Source organism: Oceaniglobus indicus, assembly GCF_002751875.1.
Taxonomy (GTDB): Bacteria; Pseudomonadota; Alphaproteobacteria; order Rhodobacterales; family Rhodobacteraceae; genus Oceaniglobus; species Oceaniglobus indicus.
Window position 1 is genome coordinate 284,954 of the sequence record NZ_NMZM01000002.1, and the last position, 17,044, is coordinate 301,997.

The 17,044-nt window shown below is 63.0% G+C and carries 17 protein-coding genes; 5 read left to right on the forward strand and 12 right to left on the reverse strand.

The genetic code is table 11. The features are described from left to right. Positions 1-489, reverse strand: coding sequence for a flagellar basal body-associated FliL family protein (locus CFP68_RS03925; protein WP_099824761.1), 489 nt, complete (start codon positions 487-489; stop codon positions 1-3). Positions 490-608: 119 nt separating this feature from the next. On the opposite strand from CFP68_RS03925, the gene fliF reads away from it, so the two are divergent. The 5 genes from fliF to CFP68_RS03950 all read left to right on the forward strand — a co-directional run bounded on the left by fliF (position 609) and on the right by CFP68_RS03950 (position 4,605). Beyond that, the gene (gene fliF / locus CFP68_RS03930; protein ID WP_169961448.1) at positions 609-2,204 is read left to right on the forward strand and encodes a flagellar basal-body MS-ring/collar protein FliF; all 1,596 of its coding nucleotides are present in this window, start codon (positions 609-611) and stop codon (positions 2,202-2,204) included. Beyond that, positions 2,204-2,818 carry a hypothetical protein gene (locus CFP68_RS03935; RefSeq protein ID WP_099824763.1) on the forward strand — a complete coding sequence of 205 codons (615 nt, stop codon included), beginning with the start codon at positions 2,204-2,206 and terminating at the stop codon, positions 2,816-2,818. Before fliF ends, CFP68_RS03935 begins: the two co-directional genes overlap by 1 nt. Before the next feature lie 43 nt (positions 2,819-2,861). After that, complete coding sequence (locus tag CFP68_RS03940; protein WP_420915814.1) at positions 2,862-3,116, forward strand: FliM/FliN family flagellar motor switch protein; 255 nt, start codon at positions 2,862-2,864, stop codon at positions 3,114-3,116. Between the two features lie 44 nt (positions 3,117-3,160). Then, a complete protein-coding gene (fliP, locus tag CFP68_RS03945) occupies positions 3,161-3,847 on the forward strand; it encodes a flagellar type III secretion system pore protein FliP (protein WP_099825303.1) in 687 nt (228 codons plus the stop codon). 83 nt (positions 3,848-3,930) lie between these two features. Continuing rightward, positions 3,931-4,605 (forward strand): hypothetical protein, encoded by a 675-nt coding sequence (locus CFP68_RS03950; RefSeq protein ID WP_099824767.1) that lies wholly within the window; start codon positions 3,931-3,933, stop codon positions 4,603-4,605. A 4-nt stretch (positions 4,606-4,609) separates the two neighbouring features. Here the strand turns inward: CFP68_RS03950 and CFP68_RS03955 are convergent, their stop codons facing one another. The 11 genes from CFP68_RS03955 to CFP68_RS04005 form a co-directional block, all read right to left on the reverse strand. Then, positions 4,610-5,923: a TRAP transporter large permease gene (locus tag CFP68_RS03955; protein WP_099824769.1), complete on the reverse strand. Its 1,314-nt coding sequence runs from the start codon at positions 5,921-5,923 to the stop codon at positions 4,610-4,612. Then, on the reverse strand, positions 5,920-6,504 hold the full coding sequence (locus tag CFP68_RS03960; RefSeq protein ID WP_099825305.1) for a TRAP transporter small permease: 585 nt from the start codon (positions 6,502-6,504) through the stop codon (positions 5,920-5,922). Before CFP68_RS03960 ends, CFP68_RS03955 begins: the two co-directional genes overlap by 4 nt. A gap of 64 nt (positions 6,505-6,568) precedes the next feature. Then, complete coding sequence (locus CFP68_RS03965) at positions 6,569-7,606, reverse strand: TRAP transporter substrate-binding protein (RefSeq protein WP_099825307.1); 1,038 nt, start codon at positions 7,604-7,606, stop codon at positions 6,569-6,571. A 110-nt stretch (positions 7,607-7,716) separates the two neighbouring features. Continuing rightward, positions 7,717-8,784 carry a flagellar basal body P-ring protein FlgI gene (locus CFP68_RS03970; RefSeq protein ID WP_420915815.1) on the reverse strand — a complete coding sequence of 356 codons (1,068 nt, stop codon included), beginning with the start codon at positions 8,782-8,784 and terminating at the stop codon, positions 7,717-7,719. 32 nt (positions 8,785-8,816) lie between these two features. After that, entirely contained in the window at positions 8,817-9,821 is a 1,005-nt protein-coding gene (locus tag CFP68_RS03975; protein WP_099824776.1) for a flagellin, read from the reverse strand. A 1-nt stretch (position 9,822) separates the two neighbouring features. After that, positions 9,823-11,256, reverse strand: coding sequence for a flagellar hook-associated protein FlgK (gene flgK / locus CFP68_RS03980; protein WP_099824779.1), 1,434 nt, complete (start codon positions 11,254-11,256; stop codon positions 9,823-9,825). A 52-nt stretch (positions 11,257-11,308) separates the two neighbouring features. Next, the gene (locus tag CFP68_RS03985; RefSeq protein ID WP_099824781.1) at positions 11,309-12,613 is read right to left on the reverse strand and encodes a flagellar hook protein FlgE; all 1,305 of its coding nucleotides are present in this window, start codon (positions 12,611-12,613) and stop codon (positions 11,309-11,311) included. A gap of 95 nt (positions 12,614-12,708) precedes the next feature. After that, positions 12,709-13,572 (reverse strand): flagellar motor protein MotB, encoded by an 864-nt coding sequence (locus CFP68_RS03990; RefSeq protein ID WP_099824784.1) that lies wholly within the window; start codon positions 13,570-13,572, stop codon positions 12,709-12,711. A 152-nt stretch (positions 13,573-13,724) separates the two neighbouring features. Continuing rightward, entirely contained in the window at positions 13,725-15,119 is a 1,395-nt protein-coding gene (locus tag CFP68_RS03995; RefSeq protein WP_099824786.1) for a TRAP transporter large permease, read from the reverse strand. Positions 15,120-15,122: 3 nt separating this feature from the next. Then, a complete protein-coding gene (locus CFP68_RS04000) occupies positions 15,123-15,812 on the reverse strand; it encodes a TRAP transporter small permease (RefSeq protein ID WP_099824788.1) in 690 nt (229 codons plus the stop codon). Positions 15,813-15,916: 104 nt separating this feature from the next. Next, complete coding sequence (locus tag CFP68_RS04005) at positions 15,917-16,876, reverse strand: DctP family TRAP transporter solute-binding subunit (protein WP_241523959.1); 960 nt, start codon at positions 16,874-16,876, stop codon at positions 15,917-15,919. Positions 16,877-17,044: the final 168 nt, after the last annotated feature.

A 17,044-nucleotide genomic window follows, 5' to 3' on the forward strand; every position in this document is an offset into this window, starting at 1 on the left:
TCAGTTAAAGACGAATTCCATGATGAGCAGGTCGCGCACGCGCCCTTCACCCGTGACGATCTGCGCCCGCCGCAGCATCTGGGCACGCAGCCGGTTCAGACCCGCGGGTTCCTCGAGCTCTGACGGTTCTACCGCACGTAGGTAGCTGTTCAGCACATCGACGATTCGCGGCATCAGGGTCGTCACGTCGTCCACATGCGACCGGGCGACCTCGACCTGGCCCCGGAAACGCAGCACCCGACCACCGACACCCAACGGGATCAGGATCGGGTCCATCGGAACGAAAGCGATGTCGGGAAGCGCGGCAATCGCGGGTGGTGCGGCGTCGTTTCCATCCGGCGTGGCGCCGCCCAGAATCAACCCGCTCCATACACCGTAAAACCCGGCACCCCCCAGCACCAGCGCCAGGATACCCCCAAGAACAAGGCCCTTGGACTTGCCCGGCCTGGTTGCCGGCGCCCCGTCAAAGTCAGCTTCTGCCTGTGCCATTCCGCGATCCGATCAATACTTTGTCGAATCCTTCTAACCGCATTTCGACTAACCGAATCTTAAGACGGGACGGTGCAGGGTCAGATGGTGAGAGGACAGAAGTCCGCACCATCAGGAGGATGATCTTGCAACAAATCGTATCCGTTTGGTCGGGTCTGACCAGCCAGCGCCGGATCGTCGCCATCCTGGCCGCGATCGCAATGATTTTGGCGGTCGTCGGATTGGTTCGCATGGCCACGACGCCATCGATGACCCTGCTTTATGCCGGGCTGGAAAACGACGCCGCGGGAGAGATCGTCGGTGCGCTCGAGGCCCAGGGTGCGACCTATGAAATCCGCGGTGCTTCGATTTTCGTCGACAGCGCCAAACGTGATGAACTGCGACTGACGCTGGCGTCGGAAGGTTTGCCGCGCAACTCGGCACAGGGGTATGAACTGCTCGATTCCCTTTCCGGTTTCGGCACGACCTCGCAGATGTTCGATGCCGCCTATTGGCGTGCGAAGGAGGGTGAACTGGCCCGCACGATCGTTGCCAGCCCCGACATCCTCAATGCGCGGGTGCATATCGCCAATCCGGGCGCCAAGCCGTTCCAGCGTGATATCAGCCCGACAGCAGCCGTCACGGTAACCACAACGGGCGGCGATCTGCCCGCGGCCCACGCGCGGGCGCTGCGGTTCCTGGTGGCTTCCGCCATCGCCGGATTATCCGCCGCCGATGTATCGGTCATCGATTCGCGCAGCGGGACAATCCTGTCGTCCGATGCGCAAGCGCAGGGCGAAACCCGTGGCGAGGACCGCGCCGCCGCGATCAAGCGCAATGTCGAACGACTGCTCGAAGCGCGGGTGGGCTTTGGCAAGGCCGTTGTCGAGGTCAACGTCGAAACGGTAACGCAAAGCGAATTGATCACCGAACGCACCTTCGATCCCGAAGGACGCGTCGCCATCAGTTCGGACACCGAAGAGACATCCACCAGCACCAGCGATCAGGGCGGCGGCGATGTCACTGTCGCCAGCAACCTTCCCGATGGCGATGCCGCCGTGAACGGCAATCAATCCCAAAGCGAAAACTCGGTAACGCGCGAGCGCGTCAATTACGAAGTTTCGGAGATCCAGCGCGAGGTGACGCGCGCGCCCGGTGCAATCCGTCGCCTTTCGGTGGCCGTGCTGGTCGACGGGCTGATCGCGCCCGATGATGCGGGGGTGCCGGTCTGGGCGCCCCGCCCCGAAGACGAGATGCAGGCCCTGCGTGAACTGGTCGCCTCTGCCGTCGGTTTCGATGCCGAACGGGGCGACAGCCTGACCCTCAAGACGATGGAATTTCAGATGCCCGAGACGCCGGGCACTGCTCCGATCGGCGGGATTTTCGGACCGATCGACATCGATGCCATGCGACTGGCGCAACTGGGCGTGCTGGGCACCGTCATTCTGCTGCTGGGCCTGTTCGTCATTCGTCCCATCCTAGCCCCGAAAGCGGTTGAGCAACCGTTCGCGCTGGTGCCGCCGGACCCGACCGCCACCAAGGTTCTCACCGGCGAGATCGCGGATGATGAAGACGCCCTCTCGAATGCCGACGACCTTTCGGGCCTGCGCACCGACATATCCCACCCCGACACCGAAGATCCGGTCGGTCGGCTGCGCAAACTGATTGACGAACGACAAGAAGAATCCCTTGAGATCCTGAAAAGCTGGATGGAAGACACCGAGGAGCCCGCCTGATGCCCACACCACTGCGCCTTGAAGACTTCGGCGGCCCGGCCGCCAGAGTGAAATCACCGGCCGCCATGCCCGACCTCGACGTGGCTTCGACGGCCCCCGCGGCCGATGCCCTGGATGCCTTTGACAAGGGATACATGGCCGGCTGGGACGACGCCAACAAGGCCGCCGAAGCCGCGGCATCCGAATCGGACGTCAACATGCGGCAAAGCCTTGAGGATCTGGGCTTCACCTATCACGAGGCGCGGGTTCACGTGATGACGGCCCTTATCCCCCTGCTGAAGGGCATCGTCACGAAAGTCCTGCCGAAACTGCTGCACGACACCCTGGGTCACCGGATCGTGCAGGAGGTCGAAAGCATGGCCGACAGCGCCGCCGACCTTCCCGTCGACCTGATGATATCGCCCCACGACGCACCCGCCATTCGCCCCGTTGTCGAGGATGTCAAAACCCTGCCGCTCCGCCTGATCGAAGAGCAGAGTATCGCCCCCGGCCAGATGTTCCTGCGCGTCGGGAACACTGAACGCGAGGTCGATCTGACCGGCGTTCTCGATTCGATTGCCGAATCCGTTGCCAGCCTGGACCAAATGAACAAGGAAACGTTGCGCCATGGATGATGCCGCCGCCACCCCCGATACCGACACCGGACAAAAGGATCCGATGTCACATCCTTTCTCGCACGTGCCGCTGGACATCACCGTCTCGGTTGGCAGGGCCCGACCGATGCTGCGCGACTTGTTGCGCCTCGGACGGGATTCGGTCCTGCCGCTCGACAGCAAGGTCGACGATCCCGTCGAGCTGTTCATCGGTGACCGCCTGATTGCGCGCGGCGAACTGCAGGAGCTGGACGGCGATCAGGCCGGTCAGCTTGCCGTGCGCCTGACCGAAGTCGCGGATCTGGGAAGCGGGCTCTGAGGTTGCAGCGAACCATCATCATCCTGGCGACGCTGGCGTTCATCATGGCCACGCCCGTCGGTGCGCAGGAACTGACCCTTGACCTGGGCGAGGGCGGGTCGCTGACCGCACGGTCGGTCCAGTTGATCGCGCTTCTGACCGTGCTCAGCCTGGTGCCCGGCCTGGCAATCATGATCACCTGCTTTCCGTTCATCGTCACGGTGCTGTCGATCCTGCGTCAGGGAATCGGACTTCAGCAATCGCCACCGAACATGCTGATCGTGACGCTGGCCCTGTTCCTGACCTATTTCGTGATGGAGCCGGTGTTCATGGAAGCATGGAACACCGCCATCGGCCCGATGACCGAAGGCACGCTGTCGGTCGAACAGGCGTTGCCGCGCGCGCTTGCTCCATTCCGCATTTTCATGGCCGGGCGTATCGACCCCGGCACGTTCGAGGCGCTGACATCGCTGCGCCCGGAGAGCGGCGCCGGCACCGCCTCCCCCGACGCGCCGCTGTCGCTTCTGGTGCCATCGTTCCTGCTGTCGGAAATCGAACGGGCGTTCCAGGTCGGCTTCCTGATCTTCCTGCCGTTTCTGATCATCGATCTGGTTGTCGCGGCCATCCTGATGTCCATGGGAATGATGATGGTGCCCCCCGCAATCGTTTCACTGCCTTTCAAGCTGGCCTTCTTCGCCGTGGCGGACGGCTGGACCCTGATTTCCGGCGCCCTGGTCCGAAGCTACTTCTGAAGAACCATGCACAGGTGTCGGGGTCCGACTTGAAGACAACGGGATTTGGCCCCAGACTGGACCCCTACCATCAGGGATCCGCCATGACCGTTCGCATACTTGTTCTCGTCTGCGCCTGCATCCTGGCGACCCATGGCGCAGCGGCGCAGACGTTTCGCGCGCTTCTGGGGGATCGTGTTCTCGGCACCGTGGAATACACATCATCGGGCAGCGGCAAGACCCGCACCGACCGGATGGCGACAGCTCTGGACAACACGCCGCTTGGCGTCGGCGATGGCACGTTCGAGGCGATATCGCGCCCGGTCACGGTCGATGGCAAGCGAATGCGCCAATACACTGGCGTCAGTCAATCACGGCGCAAGAGCCGATCGATCACGGTGCTGCACGATGCCGGGAAAGCCCTGCGGACCGACATTTCACCGACAAGCGAACGCACCGACCTCTCGGATCCTGCCCGCGTGCCGGCCGGCATCATCGATCTTGCCCAGGCTTTCGGGCGTCTGGCGCACAGCACGGGTTGCCCCGAACCCTTCCGTTTCTACGACGGTCGTCGCGCGATCACGGTGCAGACACTTGCCCGCACACCAACCGGCGGGGGCATGACATGCACGGTCGCCTACCGTGTCGTGGCCGGGCCGGGTCATCTGTCGCCGTTCGGCTTTCGCAAGCTGGACCTCACGCTGGATTACAACGCCCGCGGTGTTCTGGACAACGCGACGGTGAGGGCGGGATTGTTTTCGCTGGCCCTGCAGCGTTGATCGTTCAGCGCAAAAGAAACAGGGTGATGGCCGGAAACGCGAAGAGGAGGATGACCCGTAACACATCCGCCATGACGAACCACGCCACCGCGCGATAGATGTCCGGCATCGGTGTCTCGGGGTCCATACCGTTGATGATGAAAAGATTCATTCCGACAGGGGGTGTGATCAACCCGACCTCCACCACGATCAGCACCAGTATCCCGAACCAGATTGCCATGTCCTCGCCGCTCATCCCGAAATCCAGCCCGGAGATGACCGGAAAGAACACGGGCACCGTCAAGAGGATCATCGACAGGCTGTCCATCACGCAGCCGAAAACCAGGTAGAACAACAAGATCGCCGCCATCACGACAGATGGTGACACATCCTGTGCGACGACGAAACCGGTCAGGCTCTGGGGCACCTGGGTCAGTGCCAAAAATCCGTTATAGATCCCTGCGCCAAGCACGATGAAGAAGATCATCGCCGTCGAGCGGGCCGTGACCTGAAAGCTCGTGACGAGTGTGCGCCACGTCAATCCACCCTTCAGCAAGGCAATCAACCCCGTGCCGAATGCGCCCACTGCCGCACCTTCGGTCGGGGTGAATACGCCGCCGTAGATCCCGCCGATCACCACAATGAAAACCAGCAGCACGGGCCAGACGTCCAGCAGACCGCGAAACCGGGCGGCCACCGGGATCGGCGCCCGCGTGCCGTCCGCCTCGGGGTGCACCCGGACATAGATCGCGATCACCGCGACATAGGTCAGCGCGGCCAGAATCCCGGGCACCAGGGCGGCAAGAAACAACTTCGCGATGTTCTGTTCGGTCAGGATGGCATAGATGACCAAGACAATGGACGGCGGTATCAGGATCCCCAGCGTCCCACCGGCAGCCAGGGTTGCGGTGGCGAAACCGCCCGGGCAACCGTTGCGCCGCAATTCGGGCAGCGCGACCTGGCCCATGGTCGCCGCGGTCGCAAGGGACGAGCCGCAAATCGCCCCGAACCCGGCACAGGCCCCCACCGCCGCCATGGCAACGCCACCACGCCGATGGCCCAAAAATCCTTCGGCGGCCCGAAAAAGCGCCTGGGACATCCCCCCAAGTGTCGCGAACTGCCCCATCAGCAGGAACATCGGCACGATCGATAGCGCGTAGTTGGAGAACGTGGTGTAGGTTTCGCTTTTCAGGCGCGCCAGGGCCATTCCCGTGCCGCCGGTCACAAAGGTCAGGCCGCCGACGCCGACGATGAACATCGCCAGACCGATCGGCATCCGCAGAAAGATCAAGGTCAGGAGCACGGGAAACGACCAGAACCCCGCTTCGAGCCCGCTCAATGGTCTGCCCCTGACACGCCGGTGATAATCGTCCGGTCGGCGACCATTTCGAAGATCCGCGCCACAGCCACATAGACCGCGACAAGTGCCGCGATTGCGGCCGCCACAAGGCTGAGCCCATAGGCCCACCAGACCGGAAACTGCAAGAGGAACGTCGTCTGGCCGCTGCGCATCTTGCTCTCCATACCCTCGCGCAGTTGCCAGGCGATCATGACCAGAACAACCGCAAACGCGATGTCGGCCAAGCCGCCAAGGACTTGTCGAACCAGGCGCGGAAAATGACGCACGACCAGATCGACCGACGCATGACCGTTGGTGATCTGACAGAATGGCAGCCAGGCGAACACGACGAAAGCGATCGCCGCCTCGAGGATCTCGTAATCACCATTGATCGGGCCAATCCCGGTCGCCAGCAAAGCCTCGGAAACCCCGGGCGCCAGTGTCTGCATCATATCGCCGTTGAGAAACGCGTTCAGGGTGCGCCCCGCGATCGAGGCGCAGACCATGGCGATGACGCCGAGCAGGACACCGCCGCCAAGAATGGCCATGGCCTGCGACACCCGCAAGAAGAAGAGATGCATCATAGGACCTTGCAGGAATGTCATCATCGCTGTCGCGCACCACGGCGATCACGCTCAGGTGCGTTCAGCCGTCGAACTCGGCCATCAAACGCCGTGCTTCGTCGATGAGGGCTTGCCCGTCGATCCCGCGCCCGCGCATGTATTCAACCCAGGACGTATAGATCGGCGCCACCTGATCGCGCCATTCATCCGCCTGTTCTCCGGACACGGTGACGATCGTGTTGCCCCGATCTACGGCAATCCTGCGCGCGGGCGCGTCGGCTGCCGCCTGGGTTCCGCCGGCGAAAATCGAGAACTCCAGGCCGGAATTCTCATCGATCACCGCCTGCAGGTCGGGCGGCAGGGTATCGTAACGGGTCTTGTTCATGGCCAGAACGAACGTCAGCGTGTAAAGTCCGGCGTCTTCGAATTCGGTGTGGTTGCTGACCAGCTCGGGGATCTTGACGGCCTGGGTCACCTCCCAGGGAACGGTGGTTCCGTTGATCACCCCCCGCGACAGGGCCTCGGGGACGGCGGGCAGCGGCATTCCCACCGGCGTGGCCCCGACACCATCCAGCAATTCGTTCACCAGCCGCGAACCGCCGCGAATTTTCATGCCCTTCAGATCACCGGGGCTGACGACCGGTTGCGTGGTATGCAAAACGCCCGGCCCGTGCACCCAGGTGCCCAGGACCTGAACATCGGCAAAATCGCTGTCTTTCATGTGCCGTTCGAACATCTGCCAGTATGCAGACGATGCGGCGCGGGCGTCCTTGACGAAAAACGGAAGCTCGAACACCTCGGTCGTCGGGAACCGGCCCGGCGTATAGCCGACGACGGTCCACACGATGTCGGCAATGCCGTCGATCGCCTGGTCAATCAGTTCCGGGGGCGTTCCCCCCAATTGCATGGACGGAAATCGGTCAATCTTGATACGCCCGTCCGATTCCTCCTGAATCCGGTCAGCCCAGACATCAAGGATCAGCGCCGGGACGTTGGATTGGGCCGGAAGAAAGTGGTGCAGGCGCAGTGTCACCTCCTGCGCGAAGGCGCCTGTTCCCGACATCGCGAGCGCGGTCCACACCAACGCTGCGCCACCGATCGACTTCAGTGGAGTCTGCATCCCGATTTCCATTTTGTTCCTGCACGGCCTGATGCGATTATGACAGGCTTGACCCCGATCGGCCATTCCAAATTCGTGCGTTCGGGAACAGAACGCGCAGCACGGGAACGTCAGCGAACGATGAATTCCGCGTGGAGCGCGCCGGCCGCCTTGATGCTTTTGAGGATGTCGATCATGTCGCGCGGCGATACCCCGAGGGCATTCAATCCCTGAACGACTTCAGACAGGGACGTGCCGTCGGGCACTTCGGCAAGCCCGATACCCGGTTCCTCCTCGATGCCGACATTGGTGCGCGGCACGACCACGGTTTCGCCCTCTGCAAATGGATTGGGTTGCACCACTTGCGGCGCCTCCTCGATACGCAACGTCAGATTGCCCTGGCTGACGGCAACCCTGCTGATCCGCACGTCTTCGCCCATGACGATCGTGCCCGAGCTCTGATCCACGACCACCCGCGCCTTTCGCTCGGGTTGCACGGCGATATTCTCGATTCGTCCCATGGCATGCGCGGGCGAGCGCATGCGCGTCGCCTCGATGTCGACCAGCACCGTTCCGGAATCCAGCATCAGCGCGACCGCACGGTTCAGATCGCTGTTGATCGCCTGTTCGATGCGGGCCGCAGTCGTGAAATCGGGTGTTCGCAGCGCCAGGCGGATCGACGTGAGTCCCGTAAAGTCAAAGTCGATCTCGCGCTCCACCCGCGCGCCGGACGGGATGACGCCGGCTGTCGGGACACCTTGGGTAATGGTCGCGGCATCGCCTTCGGCCACGACACCGCCCGCAAGGACGGTACCCTGGGCCACGGCATAGATCGTGCCGTCGGCCGCTGTAAGAGGTGTCATGACCAGGGTGCCACCCATCAGGCTGCCGGCGTCGCCGATGGCGGACACGGTCACGTCGATCTGGCTTCCGGCCCGCGAAAAGGGCGGCAACGCTGCGGTGACCAGCACGGCCGCAACATTCTTGGGGCGAAACTGTTCGCCGGTCACGTTGACGCCCAGTCGTTCCAGGATGTTCGACATGATGTCTTCGGTGAACGGCGCGTTGCGCATTCCGTCTCCGGTGCCATTCAACCCGACAACCAATCCATAACCGACCAGATCGTTTCCCCGCACCCCGTCGAATTCGACAAGATCCTTTATCCGGACGGGGCTGGCCGACAGGTGCAGCGGGATCATGAAAACCAGAACCGCGATCCTGAGCGCGGGGATCATCGCAGATACCCCGACAGCGTAAGTTGTGACAGGCGTGCGGTGACCGAAAAGAACGTTTCAAGCTGGGTCTGCACGGCCTGCAGATCGGTGGCGGTGTCATAGGGATCCGCCGCCACCAGTTCGTACAGCGCGAAATTGGTTGCCGCACGTTCCGACGCGTTTCTGGTGCGGGCGGTTTCGATCCTGTGTTCCAAAGTCCCGACATCGGCCCGCAGTATCGTGATACCACCGCTTGCCGAAAGCGAATCCTCGGCGATGTGGCTGACCAGCGCGCTCTGTTCGTCTGGACGATCCGATAAAGCGCCTCGATCGATCAGGGCACCCATGGCGGCAACGCCCATCGCATGACGCAGCGAGGCGGCGCGCGCGTCCAGATCGAAGGCTGCCGACTCACCAGGGGCTACGCGAAAATCCGCGATCGGCACATCCGAACCGAGATAGCGCGTCGTCTCGAAGCCACCGCCGGCGCCGAAATAATCTGTCACCGTGTCGATGACGTCTTGGGCCGTCGGCGTCGCCGGCAACGCTGCGATCAGGTCGTCCAGCATGACGGACGTCGCCGCGATCGGGGGATTGTCGGTCGCCGAGCCGCCAAAAACACTGCGCCCCGCGACCGACGTGTTCAAGGCGCCGACAATGGCGTCGAACCGGCTGCTGGCGTCCTTTCCGAAGCTGCGCAGAAGCGCAGTGTCCGATGAGGCATCCAGGGCAAACGCCGCCGTGGACAGATCTTCAAGGTGCGCCGACATGTGCGTAAGCGCCGATTGTGCCCCCGACGCGAACATCGCCGCTTCTGTCGCCGCCGTGTCATAGCCGGCAAGATTGCTCAGCGTGCGTTCGAGAACGCTGACCGGCCCGATGTCCCCGGCAAGGGCCGAGCGCAAGTCCGACTTGCGCCCCGTCGTCAGTTCCTGTGCCAGCGTGTTCAGGTCGCCCCGGATCCGGGCATTGCTCAGCCGGTTCGAAAAGCTCATGGCGAGATCGCCAATGGACGTCATCATGTCAGATCTCCGTCAATCGCCGCAGCATTTCATCCACGGCCTGGATCACCCGCGCATTCGCGGCGTAAGATTGTTCGATAAGCAGCAGCTTCTGCATCTCCTGATCGCTGTCGACGCCGCCGGCCAATTCGCGCTGGCGCAATGTGTCGGATCGGCTCTGTGCGAAGGTCGACGCCTGCTCGGCCCGGAAATTCGCACCACCGACAACCGACAGCAGTTCCGATGCGTGGCCGGCAGCGGACCGTGTTCGGCCATCGGAGAACGCTGGACGGGACGCCCCAAGGGCATCGGAAAGTCCTTGCAAAAGCGCGCTGTTGCCGACGGGTCCGGGGATGTTGGCGTTGATTCCGTCGCGCAGACGCCACGCCTCGCCGCCGGCGCCCGGATCGACGCGCGCATTCAGCGTCAGCCGCTGGGCCAGCCCCACCGACGCCGGCGGCACCAATGCGTCGCCTCCGTCCGTAAACAGGCCCGCATCGCCGGCGCCCAGGGTCGAATCCAGACCCGACTGTTGAAACCGGCCGATCAGGTCTGCGGCCAGATCATCGAGTTGGTCCTGCGCCGCCGGGGCCAGGACATCGCGCACCTGAAAATCGCCGGCGAGAGAGCCGCCATCCATGCGGCCCGTGCCATCGCGGAACACGATAGGTCGGCCGTTGATCGTCAGGTCCGAAAGCCCGGAACCGGGCGTCATGCCCGGGGTCACCGCGTTGGCCGGGGAAAACTCGATATCCGCCACACCGTTGTCCAGCAAAACCTGGCCGCCGGTCGTCATCAACGCCACGCTGCCACGATCACGCGGCAATTCGCGCAAGGGCACGATCATCGAAATCTCGTCGATCAGCTGCTGGCGCTGGTCCAGCAGGGCGTTCGATTGCGGTGTATTCAGTTGTATCCGCGCGATGGCGCCGTTCAGATCCCGGATCTGGCCCAGATTTGTCTTCAGGGTGTCGACCTGCGCGGCGATCCTGCCATCCGCCGACAACCGCTGGGCCTGAACCGCCGTCGCAGCGGTATTGAACGACCGCGCCAGATCCGCCGCGCCATGCGCAACCGAATCAAGCCGCGTGGTGGCGTCCGGACGGCTCGCCGCCTCGATCAGGCGGCCTTCCAGCGTTGCGATGCGCCCGGGCAGGGAAAACGGGCTGTCCGCCGCACCCAGGGCGTCCTGAAACGACCGGTGGAACGACAGGGCAGATCCAAACATGCCGACCTCGGCGTCGGATTGCCGCCGGTCCGACAGCACGACCGCGTTCACGATCCGCAATTCGCCCGACACCCGCACCCCGCCCAGACTGGCGCTGGACAGGGATATCTCGCGCCGCCCGAAGCCTTCGGTCAGGCTGTTGGAGATATTGGACGATACCGATTGTGCGGATCGCCCGACGGCACCAAGCCCCGTGAGGGCATTGGCCAGGGCCGCTGACATGCTCATCGTTTCGTTCCTTTCCTGCGGGATCGTTCAGCCGGCGTGGTGGCGAACGCGATCACCGCTTGAGGTTGGTGGTTTCCTGCATCATCTCGTCCACCGTCTGGATCACCTTCGCGTTCGACGAATAGGCGCGCTGAGTCTGGATCAGGTTGGTCAGTTCCAATGCGACGTCGGTCGCTGATCCTTCGCGCGAATATCCCTGGGTGGTGCCGGTGGGGCCGTCACCCGCATTCCAGAGGAACATCGGACCACTGTCCGCCGAAAGCCTGTAGGTCTGGTTGTCGCCCGACGTCAGTCCCTGGGGGTTGGGCACATCGACCAGCGGCACCTGATAGATCGGACGATTGAAGCCGGTGTCATAAATGGCCTGGACCACGCCGTCGGGATCAATCTCAACGCCGATCAGGTTTCCCACGGGCGATCCATTCTTGCTCAGGTCCGTGGGGGCGAAGCTGGCCGCCAGCTGGGTCGTGCCGCCGTTGTCGCCGGGCAGGCCGATGTTCAGATCAATGTCACCGCCGCCGGCCGTCAGTGTCATCTGGCCCGTCAGGGGATCATAGGCGCCACCGCTGACCGTGGTCACGTTCAGCAGGGTACCACCCCCGGTCGCGGCATCGCTGAATTCCAGCGTGTATTCACCGATAACCGCACCACCGGATGCCGAATCGGTGACGACCATCGTCCACGTGTTCGACGCGCCCGCCGCCGGAACCGTGGGTGTATAGGTCACGCCAAGCGATTCGGATTGGCCGAGATTGCCGAAGTATTCCACCGACAGGTCAAGGGGATCGCCGGCGGCACCCGCGTTGGTATCGGTCGAGGGCAGGTTGACGCCCATGTTGATGTCTGTCGTCCGGTTGGCCACGAATTGATTGTTGCCGATTTCCACCGGTTGCAGCGCGGCGCTGGTATCGCGCGTGACATTGGGCAGCGTGCCGTCCGGGTTCAGCGCCCAACCCATGAGAACCTCGCCCGTCGATGTGGTCAGGATCCCGTCCGCATCGGGGCGGAAGGATCCCGTCGTCATCAGCGACAACGGCAGGATCCCGGCCTGGCCCACCGCGTCACGGCTGGTGACCGGCAGCATGCCACGCCCATTGATGCTGATATCCGTCGAATTGTCCGTGCCGACCAATTGGCCACGCTGTTCGATCATCCGTTCGGTCGTCGTCCGAACACCGCCCGCCGTATAGCGGTTGTCGGTTCCCCCCTCGTTCACCACCATTGAATGGAAATCGGTTTCAAGCCGCTTGTAGCCGAACGTCGATGCGTTCGCGATATTGTCCGATATGCTGGCCAGCCGTTGCGCATTGGCGTTCAGGCCGGCCACACTGGCGTGGAGCGAGGAGGAAATGGTCATTCAGGCGCCCTTCTGATGCGATTGTCCGTGTCCTCCCCTTCCTAGGCCGACTCGCTTAACAGGCGCCTAACGTCCGCGAATAAGCGTCACCCGATTCACTTTCCCTCGCGCAACAGGATCAGTTCGATGCGGTTGTTGCGCACCGCCATGGGATTTGCCGTGACCCGTTCACGATCCGCCAGGCCCGTGACACGGTGCACCCGCGCGTCTGGCACCGGCCCCGCCTGAAGCAGGTCATGGGCGGCGCGGGCGCGATCGCTGGACCGGTCCCAGACCGGGTTGTCCCGCCGCACCAGAGGTTCGGAACGGACATGCCCGTTGATCGCGATGCGGTTGTCGGTCAGCATGAACACGTCGCCGACCACGGCCACGAGTTCGGTCATCAGGGGCAGGGGCGTGGCCGTGCCTTCGGCGAAAAGCGCGACACCCGGCAGATCGAACAGTTCGACGATCAGGCCGACATCGGTGATGCGCGTGACAATATGGCGGGCCAGATCCTCGCTGACCATGCTTTCGCCGGCGCGACCGCTCAGCCGATCGGCAAGGGCGGCCATCATCGCGGTTTCATCCGCCCCGGGATCGCCCTGTCCGTCACCGGCATTCGTGGCCGACACCCCCGATTGTCCGGCCGCCTTGTCTTCTTCGGTATGCTTGTCCTGTGCGGCACCGCTGCCGTTTTTGATCATTGTCATTTCCGACTGGACGGAATCGCCCCCGAACGAACCTTCACCCCCGCCCGAGACCCGGCTGACCGAGATCGTCGGGCTGAAGTAATCCGCCAGGCCCTTGCGCTGGGTTTCCGTCGTGGCGTTCAGCAGCCACATCAACATGAAGAACGCCATCATCGCGGTCACGAAATCCGCATAGGCCACCTTCCAGGCGCCACCGTGGTGGCCGCCCCCGCCGACAATCTTCTTGCGCTTGATGATTATCGGCGCATTTGCACGCGCAGTAGTCATTTTTCACCCCATCTCCCACCGCAGACGGGTCTATCAGCGGGGGGTGAAAGCCGGCTTAACCTCTAAAAACATTGGGTTTTGCCCAATTTGCGCCGCAATCGGGCGGGGATCGCAGAACCGCCCGCCCCCGCATCGGCGGGGGCGGGCATGCGTCACTTTATGATGATCTCGGGGCCCATCATCAGCGTCGGCAGATAGGTCGACAACCAGGGAATGTAGGTCACCATGATCAGGAACACGAAGAGAACGGCAAGGAACGGCAGGGCGGCGCGAACGACGGCCATCATCGGCATCCCGGCCACGCCTGAAGTGACGAACAGGTTCAGGCCCACCGGCGGCGTGATCATCCCGATTTCCATGTTCACCACCATGATGATACCCAGGTGGATCGGATCGATCCCCAGTTCGATGGCGATCGGAAACACCAGCGGTGCCACGATCACCAGCAGGCCCGAAGGCTCCATGAACTGGCCGCCGATCAGCAGGATCACGTTGACCACGATCAGGAAGCTGATGGGGCCAAGCCCGGTCGACAGCATCGCCTGCGCGATGTGCTGGGGGATCTGTTCGTCGGTCAGCACGTGTTTCAGGATCAGCGCATTGGCGATCACGAACATCAGCATGATCGTCAGCTTTGACGCATCCAGCAGGGTGCGCATGGTATCGGGGTGCCAGAACCCCGTCAGCACGGCATAGGGCTTCTTGTAGAGCGGCAGCGGCGGCTGGTCCTCGCCCACGTGCAGCGGTCCCATGTCGCGATAGATGAACGTCGCCACGAAGAACGCATAGATCGACGCGACGGCGGCCGCTTCGGTGGGGGTGAAGATCGCGTTGGTCAGGCCGGGAACGCCATAGATGCCGACCATGATGATGACGATCAGCAACAGACCCCAGAGCGCGTCGCGGAACGAATCGAAGATCTCGCCCCAGCCGCGCCACTCGCCCTTGGGCATGTTCTTGATCTTGGCCATGACGTAGATCGTGATCATCAGCATGGCGCCGGCCAGGATGCCCGGAATGACACCCGCCAGGAACATCCGACCGACCGACACGTCGGTGGCCGAGGCATAGACGACCATGACGATGGACGGCGGGATCAGGATGCCCAGGGTGCCCGCGTTGCAGATCACGCCGGCGGCGAATTCCTTGGTATATCCGACCTGTCGCATCGCGACGATGACGATGGAGCCGATGGCGACGACCGTGGCGGGCGACGATCCCGACAGCGCCGCGAACATCATGCACGCCAGAACACCCGCGATGGCCAGACCGCCGGGCAGGTGCCCGACACAGGCGATGGCGAACCGGATGATCCGTTTCGCCACCCCGCCCGTCGACATGAACGACGACGCGAGGATGAAGAACGGGATCGCCAGCAGCGTGTAATGCCCCGCCATCGCCTGGTACATCGACTGTGCGATCGACGCCAGGGACGTGTCCGAGAACATCAAAAGGAACAGGATCGACGACAGGCCAAGCGACACGGCGATGGGAACGCCGATCAGCAACAGACCGACGATCATCACGAAAAGAAGTGCAACTTCCATGGTCTATGCGTCTTTCAGTTTGGCGGCGGCTTCGTCGACCGCGTCTTCGGCTTCGTGGCTGACGATCATGCTCTGACGGTGACCGGTGACGACCTCGATCGTGGCCTGCACGATCCGCAACAGCATCAGGGCCACGGCGAAGGGCAGCATGGCATAGGGGATCACGCGCGGCAGCTTGTCATAGGTTTCGCCCATGTTGATCCAACCCGCCAGGAACTGCAGGAAATCGGGCATCGGCACCTGGTCGGTGGTATAGAACGCCTGATCGCGGGTGCCTTCGGCGATGCCGGTGGGAAACCAGCGGCCGGTCGTCTGTTCCAGCCCCGCGAAGGGCGCCCAGTAATCCCAGGCCCCCTTCATCAGGAACACCGCATAGAGCACGCAGATCAGCGCCGACACGACCGCCAGAACCTTTTTCGGGCGCGGCGACAGCAGGTTGATGATCGCATCCACCCCCAGGTGCGAGGTGATCTTGAAGCCATAGGCGATGCCGAACAGCACCAACCAGGCGAACAGGATCAACACGACCTCGAGCCCCCAGATCAGCGATGACCCGAAGACATAGCGCAGGACCACGTTGACGAAGGTCACGACCGTCATCAGGCCCATCAGCACCGACAGGATCGTTTCCTCCAGCGTGTGCACGAAACGGCCGACCGGGCCTTGGGGTTCGTATCGGGAATGTCCGCTCATCTGGGCCTCCTCGGGGGCTGCGGGACGTCATCGACGCACGCATCCCCACGCCGGATGGCGCGGGGATGGCGGACAGGGCCGCGCACGGCCACCGTCATTTCGGATCACATCGATTCGTTGATCTTCTGGGCGGCTTCGATGTTTTCCGCGCCGACGTCGCCCTCGAACTGGGCCCACACCGGCTGCATCGCGTCCAGCCATGCCTTGCGCTGTTCATCGTTCAGCTCGCGGATCACGCCACCGGCATCCAGGATCGCCTGGCGGGCTTCCATGTCGACCTGACCGACGGCATCGTTCCGCTCGTTCGTGACCTCTTCCAGGATCGTGGCAAGCTGGTCGCGCACGGGCGCGTCCAGGCCGGTCCACCAATCGGTGCCGACCACCACCAGATAGTCGAGAACGCCGTGGTTGGTTTCGGTCGTGCCGTCCTGCACCTCGAAGAACTTCTGGCCATAGATGTTCGACCAGGTGTTTTCCTGCCCGTCGACAACGCCGGTCTGCAGCGCGCCGTAGACTTCCGAGAATGCCATCGGCTGCGGCGAGGCCTTCAGAGCCTCCATCTGGGCGACCAGAACGTCCGACGGCTGCACGCGGAACTTCAGACCCGCGGCATCGCCCGGCACCAGCAGCGGCTTGTTGGCCGAAAACTGCTTCATGCCGTTGTGCCAGAATTCCAGCCCGATCAGGCCGCGACGCTCCATCGACGATTTCATCGCCTCGCCGGCTTCGGATTTCTGGAACGCATCGACGGCCGCAATGTCCTTGAACATGAAGGGCAGGTCGAAGATGCGGAACTGCTTGGTGAAGGTCTCGAACTTGGACAGCGACGGGGCGGCCATCTGAACGTCGCCCTGCAGCATCGCCTCGAGCACCTGGTCGTCGTTGTAGAGGGTCGAGTTCGGATAGACCTCGACACAGGCGGTGCCGTTCATCTCGTCGTTGACGCGCTGCTCGAACAGCGCCGCGGCCAGGCCCTTGGGGTGCTTGTCGCTGTTGGTGACATGGCTGAACTTGATGACCATTTCACCATCATCGCAATTCGCCATCGCCGTGGCGGGCACCATGGCAACGGCGGCAACGCAGGCGGATTTCAGCAGGTATTTCATGGATTCGTCCTCCCAGACGGTATCTGCGGGCAAGTTCGGCCCGCCATATCTGGCCAGAATGGGCGAGCATGACGGTTCACGCCAAAGATTTCGGCAAGATTCAAAAAATGTCGTTCCGCCATGGGC

Excerpts from the sequence above, each read along its gene's own strand:
- CFP68_RS03925 (WP_099824761.1), bottom strand. The coding sequence starts at position 489 with ATGGCACAGGCAGAAGCTGACTTTGACGGGGCGCCGGCAACCAGGCCG.
- fliF (WP_169961448.1), top strand. The coding sequence starts at position 609 with ATGATCTTGCAACAAATCGTATCCGTTTGGTCGGGTCTGACCAGCCAG.
- CFP68_RS03935 (WP_099824763.1), top strand. The coding sequence starts at position 2,204 with ATGCCCACACCACTGCGCCTTGAAGACTTCGGCGGCCCGGCCGCCAGA.
- CFP68_RS03940 (WP_420915814.1), top strand. The coding sequence starts at position 2,862 with ATGTCACATCCTTTCTCGCACGTGCCGCTGGACATCACCGTCTCGGTT.
- fliP (WP_099825303.1), top strand. The coding sequence starts at position 3,161 with ATGGCCACGCCCGTCGGTGCGCAGGAACTGACCCTTGACCTGGGCGAG.
- CFP68_RS03950 (WP_099824767.1), top strand. The coding sequence starts at position 3,931 with ATGACCGTTCGCATACTTGTTCTCGTCTGCGCCTGCATCCTGGCGACC.
- CFP68_RS03960 (WP_099825305.1), bottom strand. The coding sequence starts at position 6,504 with ATGCATCTCTTCTTCTTGCGGGTGTCGCAGGCCATGGCCATTCTTGGC.
- CFP68_RS03965 (WP_099825307.1), bottom strand. The coding sequence starts at position 7,606 with ATGCAGACTCCACTGAAGTCGATCGGTGGCGCAGCGTTGGTGTGGACC.
- CFP68_RS03970 (WP_420915815.1), bottom strand. The coding sequence starts at position 8,784 with ATGATCCCGCTGCACCTGTCGGCCAGCCCCGTCCGGATAAAGGATCTT.
- CFP68_RS03975 (WP_099824776.1), bottom strand. The coding sequence starts at position 9,821 with ATGATGACGTCCATTGGCGATCTCGCCATGAGCTTTTCGAACCGGCTG.
- flgK (WP_099824779.1), bottom strand. The coding sequence starts at position 11,256 with ATGAGCATGTCAGCGGCCCTGGCCAATGCCCTCACGGGGCTTGGTGCC.
- CFP68_RS03985 (WP_099824781.1), bottom strand. The coding sequence starts at position 12,613 with ATGACCATTTCCTCCTCGCTCCACGCCAGTGTGGCCGGCCTGAACGCC.
- CFP68_RS03990 (WP_099824784.1), bottom strand. The coding sequence starts at position 13,572 with ATGACTACTGCGCGTGCAAATGCGCCGATAATCATCAAGCGCAAGAAG.
- CFP68_RS03995 (WP_099824786.1), bottom strand. The coding sequence starts at position 15,119 with ATGGAAGTTGCACTTCTTTTCGTGATGATCGTCGGTCTGTTGCTGATC.
- CFP68_RS04000 (WP_099824788.1), bottom strand. The coding sequence starts at position 15,812 with ATGAGCGGACATTCCCGATACGAACCCCAAGGCCCGGTCGGCCGTTTC.
- CFP68_RS04005 (WP_241523959.1), bottom strand. The coding sequence starts at position 16,876 with ATGGTGCCCGCCACGGCGATGGCGAATTGCGATGATGGTGAAATGGTC.